Source organism: Brevibacillus sp. FSL K6-6036, from assembly GCF_037964015.1.
GTDB lineage: Bacteria > Bacillota > Bacilli > Brevibacillales > Brevibacillaceae > Brevibacillus > Brevibacillus borstelensis.
On sequence record NZ_CP150173.1, the window covers coordinates 1,581,147 to 1,596,679 of the forward strand.

At 48.9% G+C, this 15,533-nt stretch carries 13 protein-coding genes; 9 read left to right on the plus strand and 4 right to left on the minus strand.

Going from position 1 to position 15,533, the window contains the following annotated elements; genetic code table 11:
* Positions 1-44 precede the first annotated feature (44 nt).
* Complete coding sequence (locus NST37_RS07925; protein WP_339186533.1) at positions 45-1,436, plus strand: hypothetical protein; 1,392 nt, start codon at positions 45-47, stop codon at positions 1,434-1,436.
* A 114-nt stretch (positions 1,437-1,550) separates the two neighbouring features.
* Here the strand turns inward: NST37_RS07925 and NST37_RS07930 are convergent, their stop codons facing one another.
* The gene (locus NST37_RS07930) at positions 1,551-3,155 is read right to left on the minus strand and encodes an MDR family MFS transporter (RefSeq protein WP_039069951.1); all 1,605 of its coding nucleotides are present in this window, start codon (positions 3,153-3,155) and stop codon (positions 1,551-1,553) included.
* Positions 3,156-3,329: 174 nt separating this feature from the next.
* Between NST37_RS07930 and NST37_RS07935 the strand changes: the two genes are divergently transcribed.
* From NST37_RS07935 to NST37_RS07960, 6 genes are all read left to right on the plus strand, one after another.
* Positions 3,330-7,094, plus strand: coding sequence for a S8 family serine peptidase (locus NST37_RS07935; RefSeq protein WP_327956563.1), 3,765 nt, complete (start codon positions 3,330-3,332; stop codon positions 7,092-7,094).
* A gap of 66 nt (positions 7,095-7,160) precedes the next feature.
* The gene (locus NST37_RS07940) at positions 7,161-7,544 is read left to right on the plus strand and encodes a hypothetical protein (RefSeq protein ID WP_024984219.1); all 384 of its coding nucleotides are present in this window, start codon (positions 7,161-7,163) and stop codon (positions 7,542-7,544) included.
* A gap of 90 nt (positions 7,545-7,634) precedes the next feature.
* Complete coding sequence (locus NST37_RS07945; protein ID WP_003387739.1) at positions 7,635-8,093, plus strand: chemotaxis protein CheX; 459 nt, start codon at positions 7,635-7,637, stop codon at positions 8,091-8,093.
* Between the two features lie 165 nt (positions 8,094-8,258).
* Complete coding sequence (locus NST37_RS07950) at positions 8,259-9,122, plus strand: ABC transporter permease subunit (RefSeq protein WP_024984218.1); 864 nt, start codon at positions 8,259-8,261, stop codon at positions 9,120-9,122.
* A gap of 30 nt (positions 9,123-9,152) precedes the next feature.
* Positions 9,153-10,079 carry an ABC transporter permease subunit gene (locus NST37_RS07955; RefSeq protein WP_003387737.1) on the plus strand — a complete coding sequence of 309 codons (927 nt, stop codon included), beginning with the start codon at positions 9,153-9,155 and terminating at the stop codon, positions 10,077-10,079.
* Between the two features lie 176 nt (positions 10,080-10,255).
* Positions 10,256-10,477, plus strand: coding sequence for a response regulator transcription factor (locus NST37_RS07960; protein ID WP_003387736.1), 222 nt, complete (start codon positions 10,256-10,258; stop codon positions 10,475-10,477).
* Positions 10,478-11,439: 962 nt separating this feature from the next.
* Here NST37_RS07960 and NST37_RS07965 read toward each other — a convergent pair.
* The 3 genes from NST37_RS07965 to NST37_RS07975 all read right to left on the minus strand — a co-directional run bounded on the left by NST37_RS07965 (position 11,440) and on the right by NST37_RS07975 (position 13,072).
* A complete protein-coding gene (locus NST37_RS07965; protein WP_339186535.1) occupies positions 11,440-12,006 on the minus strand; it encodes a DUF4183 domain-containing protein in 567 nt (188 codons plus the stop codon).
* A gap of 252 nt (positions 12,007-12,258) precedes the next feature.
* On the minus strand, positions 12,259-12,618 hold the full coding sequence (locus NST37_RS07970; RefSeq protein ID WP_003387732.1) for a hypothetical protein: 360 nt from the start codon (positions 12,616-12,618) through the stop codon (positions 12,259-12,261).
* A gap of 175 nt (positions 12,619-12,793) precedes the next feature.
* Complete coding sequence (locus NST37_RS07975; protein ID WP_003387731.1) at positions 12,794-13,072, minus strand: hypothetical protein; 279 nt, start codon at positions 13,070-13,072, stop codon at positions 12,794-12,796.
* A gap of 704 nt (positions 13,073-13,776) precedes the next feature.
* Here NST37_RS07975 and NST37_RS07980 point away from each other — a divergent pair.
* Together NST37_RS07980 and NST37_RS07985 are read left to right on the plus strand one after the other, a co-directional pair.
* Positions 13,777-14,397, plus strand: coding sequence for a PadR family transcriptional regulator (locus NST37_RS07980; protein ID WP_024983890.1), 621 nt, complete (start codon positions 13,777-13,779; stop codon positions 14,395-14,397).
* 104 nt (positions 14,398-14,501) lie between these two features.
* Positions 14,502-15,164 (plus strand): O-methyltransferase, encoded by a 663-nt coding sequence (locus tag NST37_RS07985; RefSeq protein WP_031932329.1) that lies wholly within the window; start codon positions 14,502-14,504, stop codon positions 15,162-15,164.
* Positions 15,165-15,533 lie beyond the last annotated feature (369 nt).

Here is a 15,533-nt window from a genome sequence, read left to right on the forward strand (position 1 = left end):
TACTGAAAGAGAGGTGTATTTTTTGTACTTTGGAGGAATGGCCCTTGAAGCTGATAACCGTTGAAGAAGCGATCAAGAGAATAGAGCAGTGGACAGACATACCGTGTACGCATGAAGTCATAACGAGCGGCATCTATCGAAATAGCGAACAGAACCAGACGCCCTTCTATACAATGGAAGTGATGTGGAACAAAAGAGGAGAGCCGGAGCTGGATGAGGAAGGCCTGGTAAACAAAAATACGATACTCGCCGTGCTGGATGCGTGCACGGGAAAGCTGACTGCCTTCTATCGGTATGGCAGTGACCAGACGGCTGAGAATCTTGATGTAGAGGACATGGACGATGAGATGTACAGGAAGGTCTCGGGGCACATCATCCAATGGATAGAAAAGCTCGGATTGCCGATTGATCTGGGCGAGCTTGTAGTCCGGAAAAAGCGGTTATGCGGAGACAAATGGTACGAGCTCAGCTTTTCCCGGGCCCGCGCCGGCATTCCATTCCGAAGCTACCAGCAATTTGACATAAGGCTGGACGCAGATGATAATCAGCTTCTTCACCTGTATTGCAGATGGGATGACTGCGAGTTTGAAGAGGGCGAAGAACGGATATCGGACGGCAATCTTTTGGCAAAGCTCACGGAAGAACAATTGTCCCTGGGCTATCTTCCGGTCCTTTCGCTGGAAAAACCGTTCTATGTCTGCCATGAGCATGTCATTCACGCCAAAACGGGGGAACTTCTGTTTTCGGATGAAATCGTGGTGCTGGAGCGAATTGCATTGTATCAGAACGAAGCGGACGCAAAGCCAGTGAAATGGAACGAACAGCCGATTTGGACCAAGGACTACCGTGAGCAGCTGCGTCTTTCCGACCACGTGACAGAAGCAGCGATCGACGCGCCCCATCCGCTTTTCCCTGATCTTGCGATGGAGGAAAAAGAGCTTGCCAAGGAACTTGTCCGATCGTACTTATCCACCGCCTATGCTGACGATCCATTTGAGTACGTCTACACCCGCAAACCGGATCAGGAAGCTGTCGAGAGCTTCCCCCAAAATCGGGTAGTCGTCCACGTACATCGTATGATTCACGGCATACCGCTCTTGATGGGGGGAGGCATCCGTTTCTTTTTTGACCGAGATACATGGGAACTCGTTCAGATTATGGACGCTTTGGATTTCTGGCGGAGTGTCAAAGCGGGAGAAGGCGATCATGCCGAAGAGAAAGGAATCGCAGGAAACGACCATTTCCGGAAAGCTCTGCGAACCAGAGCGGAAGCCTGGGATGCGCTGAAGGGCAGAGTAACTGTCAAACTGAGATACATGTTTGATCCCCACTACCCGGACCCTAGCGGACGCGGCAGAAAGAAAGCGATTCCTGTCTACGTCATTGACTGTGACTGCATGTACGATGGTGAGTCCGGCGAGCTTGTCGAGCTGTAAAGAGGTATTGCTGAAACCCGGTGTACATACGATGGGAATTGATAAACGGCCCTTGCCGCGAGTTGGATGCTACCGGCTCTGCGACAGGGGCCTTGTTGTTGTAAATCGTCCCTATCACTGTTGTGTCTCCGGCTCCGGACGTCTGTTTGGCTTTTTTTCCTCACTCTTCTGTGTGGTGGACAGTTTGATGTTGCCGAGGAAAAGCGTGCAAATCGCTCCCAGCAGGACGAAGAGCAGCCCGTATCGGTACACATGGTGCAGGGATTCGACCATCGAGACTTTCAAGATGGGCAGCAGCGTTTGCTGGATGGCCGCAGGGATTTGGGACAGGGCCTCTGGACTAAGAAGCATCGAATACATCCCCTGTGGATTCGTCCTGATCATCGATTCAAAATGGACGACCATATCGTGGGCCTGAGGCGGCAGCTGCTCCAGATACGGTACCAAGCTTGCTGTAAGCAAATTGGTCGAATGATAGTTCATTACAGCACCGAGGATCGTCATCCCGAACGTCCCGCCAATTTGCCGGAAAAACTGACTGGAGGAAGTCACTACGCCAAGCTGATATTTGGGAAAGGACTCCTGCAAGGCAATGGTAATCATCGGCATGACCAGCCCGATTCCCAACCCGAGCACGACCATATGCACCATCGTCGTATATTTTGTTGTCTCCATGCCCATCGTCGACAAAAGCCAAAAGCCGGCGCCCATCGCGACCATGCCAATAATCATCTGGAGCCGCACTCCCAAAAACTTGACGATTCTCCCGCCAAGCATGCTGGCAGCCATCATCGAGAGCATCATCGGCACCATGACGGTTCCGGATTCCGAGGGACTGATGCCTACGACACCTTGCATAAACAGCGGGACGAACATAATCGCGCCAAACATCCCGACCGACATCAGAAAGCCAATTCCGCTCAAAAGCGAAAAGGTTCTGTTTTGAAACAGGCGCAGCGGCAGGATTGGCTCTTTTGTTCGGCCTTCGATCCATATGAATCCGGTAATGAAGGCGGCGGACAAGGCGAATAGAGAAAGAATCTGCCAAGAGAGCCAGGGGTAATTTTTGCCCCCGAAGGTAAGCGCCAGAAGGAGGCTGACGACTCCTCCGACCATCGTAAACATTCCCCAGATATCAAAGGTGACCGGACCTGTTTGCTGGCGGTTTTTAAGCGCAATGGCGATCAGGATGGTAGCCAGTACTCCGACCGGCATGTTGATGTAAAAAACCCAGCGCCAGTTGGATGCGTCTACAATCCAACCGCCCACCTGCGGACCGATGATCGAAGACAGACCGAATACAGCTCCAAACACCCCTTGCCATTTGGCCCGTTGTTCCCCTGTAAAAATGTCCCCGATAATAATCATCGCCATCGGCATCATAACGCCGCCGCCAATTCCCTGCACAGCGCGAAAAAAGATGAGCTGGGTCATGGACTGAGCCATACCGCAAAGCGCAGAGCCGAGCATGAAAATGATCAGGCCCGTTACATAAACCGTTTTCCGACCGATCAGATCGGCCATTTTGCCGGCGATAGGGACAACCGTAGTGGAACTGAGCATGTAGGCGGTGGTCAGCCAGGTCATAATCCCCAGTCCCCCCAGCTCACCGACAATCCGCGGCATTGCTGTTCCCACAATCGTATTGTCAAGAGAGGCGAACAACATCGCGACGAGCAGGCCAGTAATCAACAATCCTCTATTTTTTTGCGTTTCCATCGTGTATCTCTCCTGTCCATAGGCGTACTGCGGATGCCACGGTCTTTTTCTTCCCAGTAGTATGCCCGCAGATCCCGCATTCTCGAGACAGGTGAAATCTCCCTTTTGAGAATAGGTGTCTGCTTTCCATGGAAGACTTATGGTATTCGGTGTTTTTTAGGAAGGGGGCAAACGATGAAGAAACAGGTCTTTTACATCGGGTTATCGTTGGTTTTGCTTCCGTCAACGACGGCGGGCACCTGGAGCGCAAAGGGCGACTTTCCTGAAGCCGTAGCCGCCATTACCAAGCAGCAGGTCTGGTCCGATTTGCGTCCTGACGACGGACAGACAAGTCCAGCTATGCAAAGCGCTATTCATGCTGGTACAGTCCAGTCTGCATCTGCAGATGAATGGACGCGTGCCGAACATGTGCTGATGGGGGAGCAGGTAGCGGATCCCCCCACTTCCAACCTGGATATGATCGAAGCGAAGAAGGCTTGGGAGGAGATCGGGGTCAAGGGAGAAGGCATGCTCATCTCTGTGATCGATACAGGAATTAACGGAAAGCATCCCGATTTGCCTGCCCCGCGGGACAAGCGTTCCGCACAGCAAAAATCAGGAGTAGCGAAAAAAGTAATACCCGGGTACAACTGGGCAGACCGCAATCAAATTACAGAGGATGTAGGCGAGTCCCAACACGGCATTCATGTGGCTGGCATTGTGGCTGCCAACGGAAAAATAAAAGGCGTTGCTCCTGAAGCACAGCTTTTGAGCCAAAAGGTTTTCAGCAATTACCAGGGGGAGGTCCCCGGGCTGAGCGAGTCTATTTTGTTTGCGATCAATGATTCCATCGCCAAAAAAGCGGATGTGATCAATCTCAGTCTGGGCTCGTCAGCAGGATATGTAGATGAAACCAATACCGAGCAGTATGCTGTCAAACGGGCTGTCGACAACGGAGTCATCGTCGTCGCCGCGGCAGGAAATGACGCCTACTTTGGCAGTGACAAGGTAAAGGCGCAGAATCCGGATGTCTCGATGATCGGCTCTCCGGGTCTCGCTCCTGACGCCTTCTCTGTTGCGTCTGTAAATGCGACCACGCTTGCCGGTCTCAGCTTCGCCGTCGAGGGAGTGCCGGGCCTCGAAAGGGTCGTGTATCTCCATGGGCACGCAGCCAGCGGACAAGCGTTGAATCCCGTGCAAGCCCTGATGAAGCAGTACGAACTGATGTACATGGGCAAAGGGAAAAAAGAGGATTACAACGTCTCGGTAAAAGGGAAAGTGGTCCTTCTGGAGAGAGGCGACATTTCCTTTGACGAGAAGCTGCGTTTGGCCAAGGAGAAAGGAGCGGCAGGGGCTGTGATCTACAACAATCAGCCGGGGCCGCTCATCATTTCCGCCGAGACCACCACTGCCTTGCCGGCTGTCTCGATTTTGAAGCAAACGGGGGAAATGCTGACGCAGGCGTTGAAAAAGGGAAAAAAAGTAAAAATCAACTTTGACGGTCAGTTCGCGCAAAATTCGATGCCGTATCCGGATGGGGGAACGGTTTCCGCCTTCACCTCCTGGGGACCGACGCCGGATTTGCAATTCAAGCCGGAGATTGCCGCCCCAGGCGGAGGCATTTTGTCGCTCGTCCGCGAAACCGATTATGCCGTCAAGAGCGGAACCTCCATGGCTACCCCTCATGTGGCAGGCGGGATGGCTCTTCTGAAGCAGGCCTACCAAAAACAGGGCTACCAGTTGTCCGGACGACAACTGGTTGAAACGATGAAGGCCGCGGCAATGAATACGGCGCAGCCGGTACTCGACCCGCGCAGTGCTGCAAGCACGGCAAGCGGCGGGATGACGGGTAAAGTGCCGTACAGTCCGCGCGTGCAAGGTGCGGGCGTGATGCAGATCGCCAAAGCGATTAAAACCCCGAGCATTATCACTGATGCCAAGGGGAAAGCTGGCGTATCGCTGGGCGAGGTTGGAGAAACGACGACGTTTTCCCTGTTTGTCGAGAACAAGTTCGGAAAAAAGCCGGTCACGTATCAGGTCAAGGATGAGTTCGGGGTCTTGACGGACAAGCGGCAGGACGGGATTAACATGCTTACCGATACAGCACTGCAGGGGGCCGCATTGCGATTTTCCGCTCAGCAGGTCACCGTTCAGCCCGGACAGCGGGCAGAAGTAAAGGTAACGCTGCACATTCCGAAAAACGCTCCCCGCAATATTTTTGCCGAGGGATATGTTGTTTTTCAGCCGACCGACTCCGAAATTCCTGTGCTGCGGGTGCCTTATTACGGGTTTTACGGAAAATGGGATGAACCGCGCGTAATGGATCAGCCGATGTGGGACCCGGGGAGCCAGGAGCACCGTACAGGCGTCAAGACGACCTGGTATCACGACAAGGAAAATGACAAGTGGAAATACCGCGATTACCTTGGTGTCACTGGCGTGAGCGAGGACGGACATGTACAGGTCGATCCGGCCAAGATTGCATTTTCGCCAAATGGAGACGGACACTATGATGTTGCAGCTCCTTCGATTACATTTTTGCGCAATGCCCGCCAAGTGACGGTGGATGTGGTGGACAGCGGAGGAACAATCATCCGGTCGCTGTCACGCGATGAGAAAATCAGCAAATTTGATCAATCAAAGCTGGGGACCCCTTATTACTATACGGAGCGGGAAGAATGGAGCTGGGACGGGAAAAAGTACAATCCCGAGAAGGGCGTTTATGAAACCGTCCCGGATGGAGCCTACCGATTCGTCGTCCGGGCCCGCATCGACAGCCGTCATGCCAATTGGCACACGCTGACTCTTCCGATTAAAGTAGACACAAAAGCCCCGGTCGTCACTGCTTCCCTGTCCGGGAACAAAGTACATTGGAGCTCCCGCGACAAGGACATTCAAGGCTACCTGTTGTATGTAGGCGGGAAAAAAGTGGGCGGACCCTATTCTGCGAGCATAACCAGCACCATTGTCAGTCAGCCGGACAAACGGATTTCCCTGGTGGCGTATGACTATGCGGGAAATATGAGTGTTGTCAACATCAATGGAAAGAGCGATGTCACCCCTCCGTTTGTCCAGTTTCCCAATGACCTGTACACCTCGGTGCTGGTCACCCGTCAGCCTGAGGTAGCGGTCAACGGCAGGATTGCGGGTGAAGACATGCTGGACAGAGTGCGTCTGCAAATCAATAAAAATCCGGTCCAGGTCGAGACGGACGGTTCATTTAAAACCATCCTGAAGCTGCCGGAAGGGCTCAATTACGTTCCCTATCATGCCCAGGACATGCATGGGAACAGCAGACATTTTACGCAGCGGATCATCGTAGACACGACACCTCCGCAGCTTCAGCTGACCAACGACGGCAGCGAGACAATCTGGTTTGATGCAGGGACCAAACGAATGCTGGTACCCGTAAAGTTTGCGTATCGCGATCAGACATACAAAGGCCAGGTAAGCATCAACGGACAGATCGTCTCCAGTTGGGAGGAAGATCACCTGGAGAAAGCCGTGCAGAAAAACTTCACCCAGACGCTCCCCCTTCAGCACGGCGAAAACCGTATTTTGCTTGAGGGGAAAGACGCCGCGGGCAATGAGTCCTCTATGACGGTATACGCTTATGTGGATGCCCAGGCCGGTTCGCTCGTGATGCATCACGCCGAGCAGCGCTACACGTATCAGGCGAAGCCTTTGCCGGCGCCGGCACTGCATATAGAAGAGAAGAACAAAGAGGTATATGCGGGAGAAAGCATGCAGATTTCCGGGAGAGTGAATGCTCCGGGGACCGTACGGATGCATCTGGATTATGCAGACCAGCATGTGTTCGTCGATGTGAATGACAGAGGAGAATTCCGTGCGCTTGTAAACAGCGTCAAGGAGGGCAAGCAGAAGCTGTCCGTAGTGGCAGTCGATGCCCTCGGGCGCGAAACAAAAGCAGAGATGGTCATCGTAGGGAAAAAGAGATAAGGGTGCCAGCCGGCATCCTTTTCTCTGTTTCGAGGTCTGAAATGTTTTGTGCAGGGAGGAGTGAACGTGTTTTATCATGGAATTGATTGGGTATATGTAAAAAAGGAATATCCGCTGCTTTCACCGCGAAGAAACGTGTCGCGAAAGCGCCCTGAGCAGCTCGCTGACAGGGTTCATCTGTTGCAGCAGTTTGGCGTGGAGCCCGTTCATTTGCTGGAGGAGGGGCCGGATTTTCCGGCAGAGCGCTGCATTAGAGAATGTCTGGCTTTTGGAGATACGGTCTTTGCTTTTAAGGAAGTAAGCAGCCCTTTGTGGCAGTTGAGCTGTCATGAAGTGGGAGTCGAGGTGCTTGACTTGCGCAAATGCAGTCTCATTTTCACAAGAGAAACTAGTGCTAATGTACAGGTTCTCTTTCCGGATGTACCTGTTTTATACACCGAAAGTCCTTAAATATTTTGGATAACGACTTGTCTCTGCCATTTTTCGACATTATAATGGGCCTCATGAGGAGAAATTCGTACGGGAAGGAAGGAAATGAAGATGAACGTCCAGTACCTCAATCCGTTTCTGGATTCGGCTTCCTTTGTGATTGAACAGCTTTGCAACGTGACGATCAAACGGGGAGAATTGGAGATGACAGAGTGGTACTATCGGGACGATCATACCTGGATCCGCATTGGAATGACCGGTCAATTGGAAGGCGACGTGTTTTTCGGCTTGCAAAACGACCTCGCCTTGCGTCTTGTATCAGCGATGATGGGGGGCTTCCCCGTTAATGAACTTGATGAAATCGGGAAAAGCGCTATATCGGAACTCGGGAATATGATCTCCGGCAACGCCAGCACAATGCTTTACAATCAAGGCGTAGTGATTGATATTACTCCGCCGCAGTTTATTCAGGCACAGGAGAATAGATGGGGTTCTCGGACCGCATATACAGTCCCGCTTGACTTAAGCGACATGGGCCGTATGGAAATCCAAGTCCTGGTAGGAAAGTAGGAAGGTGGGCGCTCTGCATTGGCAGAACGCCTTTTTTTCGGTTCGCGAAGGGTTGACGAATCTGTGCAAGAGTTGGAATAATAAAAAAAGATAAAATATTTTTGATTGTCTGGCCGTTTTTTTCCAGATCGTGTATTGTTTGAGATAGTAAGGGGGAATGAATGTTTGTCATATATTAGGCAGCTAATCGGGATGTTTTTCCTCGTTGTGATTGTCTGCGGCGGCCCGTACATGCTTTATGTTGAGAAAGAGGAAGTGCATTTTGCGCCGGAAAGAGTCGTCACATACACCGTCTATTTGCTTCAGCAGATAGGGGAAGGATCACTGGGTACTTATTACTCGGGAAATGATGAACGGAGCATTGCGGAGGATATCGTTCCTTTTGCGATCAACTCCTTTGAACTGATGTTTTACAGTGTATTGATCGCTGTTTTGGCAAGTTTGTTATTCGGGCTGTTCCTGCAGCGGTTTGCATTTGTTCGCTACTTTCAAAAACTATTGAATCTGCTCTCCACGATTCCTGACTTTGTACTGATATTTTTATCCATTTTGGCGGCGATTCAGTTTTACAAGTGGACAAATATTCGGATTATTACACTTTCCCCGACAAGTGACTCCAGCAACATGTGGTTCCCACTCACGATGCTGGCGATCGGTCCGACCATTTTCCTGATGAAGGTAATCAGTCTCAAATACGGGCAAATCGGCGGTGAGGACTACATCAAGACCGCTTTGGCAAAGGGGATGGGCATTTGGCATATTCTCGTTCACCATGTGTATAAAAATGTGAAGCCGTTTCTGCTGGCGGATCTGAAGAAGACCATCGCGATTACGGTGGCCAACTTGTTCATCGTGGAATATCTTCTAAATGTAGTGGGCTTGACCCGGTTCATTTTTTCCAAAAATGGCATTTATCAGTTTAACGCGGCCGTAATGGGTCTGATGGGCATTATATTGCTTTCCATATTGGTGTACCTGTTGATTCGGGCTATTTTGTATCTGTTTGAACGGATTGCTGTCTACAAATAAGCAGAGTGTAAAAAAGAGTGAGGTTTTGCCATGCAGAAGCGTCGAGTGAATGTATCCCTGTGGGTCGGAGCGGTGCTTGTGATGCTCCTGATCGTTCTCGGGATCATTGGCCCCTATATCGCTCCCTACGATCTGGAACATCAAGAAAAAGTGAGAAATGTCGAAGTGAATGGAAAGACCGTCATCATCTCCCCGCCGCTCTCCCCCTCAAGCGAGCACTGGCTTGGCACCGACAAATGGGGCTATGATCTGTTGACAAAGCTGCTTCACGGAGCGCCGTACACCGTGTTCGTCACGATGCTCGCCGCTGTCGCACGCCTCTTGATCGGTACGATCATCGGCCTTTATATCGGCATTCAGGACAAGCCGCAAAAGTGGTGGCTCTCGATCGAAAACGCCTGGGGATACATGCCTCTCTTTTTGCCGGTGTACTTTTTACTCGTTGGGCTGAATCGGAACTCGGAGCTGGCCATCGGCACCCTGGTGCTGTTGTTTATCGGCCTCGTCGCACTGCTTGGCGCCCCCAGCGTCGCGTCTTCGATCCGGCAAAAGACCGAACAGATCAAGGAAACGCAGTATGTGCTGGCTGCCGTCTCTCTCGGGGCCGGACGCGAGCAGATCATTTTTCGTCATGTCCTCCCGCAGCTAAAAGAACAGCTTGTCCTGATCGCCGTCACCGAGATGATTTCCATCATGGCCTTGATGGGGCTGCTCGGTATGTTTGATCTGTTTGTGGGCGGCACCTATGTCACCTACGATCCGGTCATTTATCACTCCGTTACGAACGAGTGGGCTGGTCTGCTCGGCTCGTACAGAGGGTTTGTCTACGGGAACAACGCCTGGATTTTTATGATCCCGCTGGCTGCTTTTATCATTGCCATCGGTTCCTTTTCGCTCCTGGCAAAGGGGCTTCGCGACCGGTTTCAGGAAACGTATCAACGGACACCGTTTATTTAGTTGGGAAAGGGGGCTTTCCCGGCGGAACCCATCGCCCATTTTTTGAATAGGATGTAAGGCAAAAGCCTAAAATCCCCGTAATTCCGGCACCACCACCCACCCCCCTACATAGGATAAGGTGACTCTGTAATCCCTCAACCTTGTTCCTGTAGAGCCCACAAGGAGGGGTGGCACGATTGAAGGGGAGCGACCAAACCAAGCCGTTGTTGACAAATCGAGAAAGAGAAGTATTTGAACTCTTGGTCCAGGATAAGACAACAAAAGAGATTGCCGGACAACTCTTCATCAGTGAAAAAACCGTACGCAATCACATCAGCAATGTCATGCAAAAATTAGGTGTCAAAGGTCGATCTCAAGCAGTAGTCGAACTCGTTCGACTTGGTGAGTTAGAGATTTGAACCCAGCCCACCCAGCCTCCCTTTTCTTCCCTTGCGATGGAAGGGAGGATTTTTTTTTGCCCAAATTCAGGAGAACAGGCTTTGCATCGTCCGAGTTTAGCCACTCTACGACCGGTGAATCAATTTTGGGTAGAGAAGTTACGGGGGGTGCCAAAATTCATTCAAACATCAAGGTCTTTTTTGGAAAATCCGGCCCCAACTTTACCGTCTCTGGTACGATTTCTCTTGTTCTAATGAGTTCTTCCTTCTCGGCGCTGCGATGCGAGGCATGAGTAAGGCTGAAGCATATCTGGTTACGCTCGCCACCCGTACACCAAAAATTTTAAAACAAATGGCAAGTATGTAAACTTGTTTATCATAATCTACTATTAAGGAGGTGATACCTATGAAATAATGATTGGCTATTTCTTTTGCAATCATGATGGTTATGTCTGTCTCAGGTGCTGCCTTTGCGGCTGAACCACAAGGTTGTTATGCCCAACGTGTTTGCCAAGAAATTTATTATTTCTAAGCTGTATAGATGCTCCGTAAAGGAGTTTAAGGGTACTTTATGAACCTTTTTCTTTTTATTTATGCTGATCGGTTTCCGTCTCAAGAAATGGGAAGCAAGGTATTACCGTACAATTTTGCATTCATGGGCTGAAGTCAATGGAGCTCTCGGCAACTAGTTCTGCAGTTACCTGACTGATGGAGCTTCAACATACACTGTTGAACAATCGATTAACCACCCTTAGGTAAGCTTTAGCGGTCATTTTTTACGTCTGATTTCAAATGAATGTGGTTATGGTTGCAAACTATGGGGAGGAATAAGGAGCGTTAACAATACATTTCGGCTCTTTGAGGATAAAAAAACAACAACGCCGACTGAGAACCTTCTGCCTGCAATAAAGGGTTTTACGATTGGCATCTGGTATCACCTCCTTCGCTTTTAGCAAATGCAAGATTTTGGAAGTTTGTAAGTGCTAATCGACTCCGTTGAATTCCTCATTTTCAGGGGTGATTATAGCAGAGAATTTAACGATCTCAAGAATAATAGGAGTTCCTGAATAAATAGTGTCTCCTGTTCCAAGGAGTGTCAGTTCATTTTCACTGATCTCACTCAAACTGGACTCTTGCAAAATCCCGTTTACGAAGAGGCTGATGTAGCTGCTGGGACTTAGTCCTCTAAAACTTGTTGCCAAATTTCTCTGATTGTCCGTGAAATGGGTTGCGGCAATTGTAACTGTGCGGGTCAATTGAATATCTTCGGGTGCAATATAAAAATATCGGTATACTTCTGGAAGGATTGTTATGGTGCCTTCATATCCACCAGGTCCTTGAGGTCCTGGAAGTCCACGGAATCCCTGGGGTCCTTGTGTTCCTTGGGGCCCAGGAGGCCCAGCAGGAGTGTGTACAATAATTTTTGGACGCGGACATTTAACCCAAACAATTTTTTGTTTTTTCTTCGGACACTTCTTCTTGCGAGGACGTAAGCACTTTATTTTTTTCCTGTTTCTTTTTTCAGCCCCTTTTGATCGTCGGCATAGCATGCAGACACCTCCACATCATGGCTTAACTTATGCTACGTTAATTTGCAACGTAAGTAGTTAGACTTATAGCCAAAGAGAACCAACTTAACCAAAAATAGGCAATAGAAAAGTCTGCTTCATCAGCAGACTGGACTGCGCCCCTCTTGATGGAAACTTTAAAAAAAGTGACCATCTTATAGGTCACTTCACTCATAACAGAGTGGTATTAATAGATCGCCTTATGCTAAATAGACCGTTTTACATGATCCACTATTAAAAAATTCCACTCGGGAGTTTTCCGGTTCTCCGAATATTTAATACTTGTTGCAGTGTCAATCGTCTGCTTGTCATGATAATGGAGTTGGCTTCGAAATCGAATCCGATGATTCTTTCGACATCAGCTATACTTCTGCTGACGCGAATGATTCGAAAAGCACCTTTAAAATTATTTCTTGAGAATAAAACTAAAGTTGCACCTCTGCCATTTGAACGAAATCGTAAACTTTCCGGTTCATCAAAGATTCTTTCCACATTGCGGATTGCTACGTTGCCGCGGAAAACTCTGCTCCTTCCACGATAGTTTTCATCATCAAAAAGTGTTAGTCTCGGCAGACGAAGTTGGGTCTGAGGCATTGTTCCATTCCTCCCTAATTTTGAACTTCTGTAAACTATGCTCGGATGCAAGCAGGGGGGTGGACTGTTCTCACGCACGTCTTATAATTGGCTCTTGACCGACGGGCGAAAAACGACTCATGACAAGAGGCAAAAAGAAAAATCTGCTTATTCAGCAGATCCTGCATTCGCTTTGTTATTTTTGTTGGTTTTGTTGATAGATAAATGATCCTCTGGCTGCTCCGCGAGTTTGTATGGAAATTCTTGTCGGGAACCCTGGGGATGCAATACCAATTCTGGCTATGCTATATGGCTTTACGGAAAACTCTTTGATGCCATCCAAAATGAGAACAAAAGATCTCCGGCTGTTGTTGGAGATTGCGAATGTTCCGCCTACCCCTTTTGGAACAAAAAGTAAAAACTTTTTACCAGCGCTCCGATAGCTAAACGACCCGGTAAAAGAAAACTTACTCATTTGACCCCACCACTCCTTCTGTTTTGTACAGATTATTCCGAGGAGCAGTTGATGCTTGGGGAGAAGTTGAGTGGAATTACCTATTTTTCTAGTAATGGGTATGACAAATAGGGTATTGTCTCACTCATTTGTGAATGAGCAGCGGATCGACACAACGTATTTTTTTGCAGCGAAGCACGTTTCTTTGAAACCAAAGATAGTAAATAGCTCATAAAACAGGCACTCCCGAATGAATAGGGAGTGCCTGTTGGCAATCAAATGTTATTTCCTGATGCGGTCACATAATTTGCTCTGGGCAGCACCAACCGCACCAACCGCGCCCGCAACACCGAAAACAACCGGTTATTTGAGTGGGATAATGCACCAAGCGAACATTTGCTTTCTTGATTGCCTTGGTTTTCGATCTTTTCTTTTTCAAGTGATCTTCCCTCCTTATAACGATCTAAAGTAGTGTACTACCAAAATCCCCCTTTTGATTGGACGAGAGTTTTCATGAATCGAAAATAGACGGAGGGATAAAGGCAGCGGGAATAAAAGGTTCATCTAGCGAATTTCTCGTTGACACAATACGATATATCGTATTAAACTCGACTTGTCACGATATATCGTATTGAAACAAATAAGGAGTGCCGATGTTGAAATTTTGTAATCAACGAAATCGATGGGGACATAATCATGAATGGAAAGGATTTGGAGGTTCACACATGGAAGGGGGGCGGTCGGAACCATACCTGAGACATCGTCATGGTGGATCAGGAGGTGGTTTTGGGGGGCGCGGTGAAGGTAAGCGGCGTTTTTTTGAACGAGGTGAGTTCAAATTCGCTTTACTCGAACTTCTATCAGAAGCTCCCATGCACGGATATCAGCTGATTAAGGCGATGGAAGAGAAAACCGGTGGTTTATACTCCCCGAGTCCGGGTTCCATTTACCCTAATTTGCAGCTGCTTGAAGAAATGGAGCTTGTCGTATCGAGCGAGGAAGATGGCAAAAAGCTGTATCATATTACGGATAAGGGTGGCGAGTATCTTCAGGAGAGAAGAACCCGGGCGGTACAGGAAAAGGATCGTTGGAATTGGCAAGGCAGCCACCGGGCAATTGAGAAGCGCGATGTAAAGAAGCTCATCGAAGATTGGCCAGATGTATTTACCCTGATGGTCAAAGCAGCCAGGATGGCACGGGAAACCCCTGACTCGAAACAGGCATCCCAGTTTAAGGAAATCATGATCAATCTTCACCATAGCCTACATGAGCTCGCGGCTTCGGATGAGGAGCCCAATAAAGTATCGGATGCTCCGCCTGATGACGATACCAAGGACAAAGGCTGACAGGGAGCTATCGGATGTCCTCGTCCTCCCTACATACCTATATTTTTCCAAAAAAGACTTGAGAAAACAAGAAGCTTGCCGAAACATATCCAAGGAGGAAAAAGATGAGTACACCTGAACAATGGAATGACATTGATCTTTATTTTAAAACGAAACTTCACACGTCCGATCCCGTACTGGATTCCATCCTAAAAGCAAATACGGAAGCGGGTCTGCCTGCTATAGATGTTGCTCCCAATCAAGGCAAATTGCTTTATTTGCTCGCAAAGCTCGCAGGGGCAAAAAATATATTAGAACTGGGCACACTCGGAGGATACAGCAGTATATGGCTTGGACGTGCATTGCCGGAGGGAGGGCGTCTGGTCACACTTGAGCTTGATGAGCATCATGCCAAGGTTGCCGAAGAAAATATAAGAAAAGCAGGGTTGGAAAACAAAGTGGAAGTCATTGTCGGCCCAGCCCTTGATACCCTGCCAACTCTAAAAGAAAAAGGGTTCACCGCTTTCGATTTTATTTTTATCGACGCTGATAAACCAAACTACCCCCATTATTTGAAATGGGCGTTGAATTATTCAAGATCAGGAACCGTTATTATTGCAGACAACGTCGTTCGCAAGGGGCGTGTCATCGATCCCGAAGACGCAAGCGTCCAAGGTATCCGTCAATTCGTCGATTTGCTGTCCGAAGATACCCGAATAGATTCGACGGCAGTGCAAACAGTCGGCAGTAAAGGCTATGATGGCTTCATTCTTGGAATTGTGAAGTAAATGAAAGACGCAGCAATTTGGGGAAGACTGCTTGCTGTCACGGACACTGCCGAACGATATGAAAACGAAGTTCAGATTATTGCCGGTCGCCCCTTTGCAGAAATAAACGCAACTTTTTTTATGAATGGCAACAGATGCTAACTATTTTAATGCTAAAAGAATGAAGGAAATCAAAAGCGCCCCCAGAATGGCTGTAATGATAGCTGGGGGTATATATTTTTTGGGTTTATGAACAATGTATGCAATTGTATTGAGAAACATCAAGATGAAGATCGCCCCGATGAAAGCGATAAAGATTAACATAGAACCATCCTTTCGTAAGCCGATAATTCAAAAAAGTATTAAAGCTGGATCATCAACGCAGTCTTG

What these genes read in the sequence shown, in the direction of transcription:
- NST37_RS07985 (WP_031932329.1), top strand. Translation starts at nt 14,502, where the DNA reads ATGAGTACACCTGAACAATGGAATGACATTGATCTTTATTTTAAAACG.
- NST37_RS07980 (WP_024983890.1), top strand. Translation starts at nt 13,777, where the DNA reads ATGGAAGGGGGGCGGTCGGAACCATACCTGAGACATCGTCATGGTGGA.
- NST37_RS07945 (WP_003387739.1), top strand. Translation starts at nt 7,635, where the DNA reads ATGAACGTCCAGTACCTCAATCCGTTTCTGGATTCGGCTTCCTTTGTG.
- NST37_RS07975 (WP_003387731.1), bottom strand. Translation starts at nt 13,072, where the DNA reads ATGAGTAAGTTTTCTTTTACCGGGTCGTTTAGCTATCGGAGCGCTGGT.
- NST37_RS07955 (WP_003387737.1), top strand. Translation starts at nt 9,153, where the DNA reads ATGCAGAAGCGTCGAGTGAATGTATCCCTGTGGGTCGGAGCGGTGCTT.
- NST37_RS07930 (WP_039069951.1), bottom strand. Translation starts at nt 3,155, where the DNA reads ATGGAAACGCAAAAAAATAGAGGATTGTTGATTACTGGCCTGCTCGTC.
- NST37_RS07970 (WP_003387732.1), bottom strand. Translation starts at nt 12,618, where the DNA reads ATGCCTCAGACCCAACTTCGTCTGCCGAGACTAACACTTTTTGATGAT.
- NST37_RS07935 (WP_327956563.1), top strand. Translation starts at nt 3,330, where the DNA reads ATGAAGAAACAGGTCTTTTACATCGGGTTATCGTTGGTTTTGCTTCCG.
- NST37_RS07965 (WP_339186535.1), bottom strand. Translation starts at nt 12,006, where the DNA reads ATGCTATGCCGACGATCAAAAGGGGCTGAAAAAAGAAACAGGAAAAAA.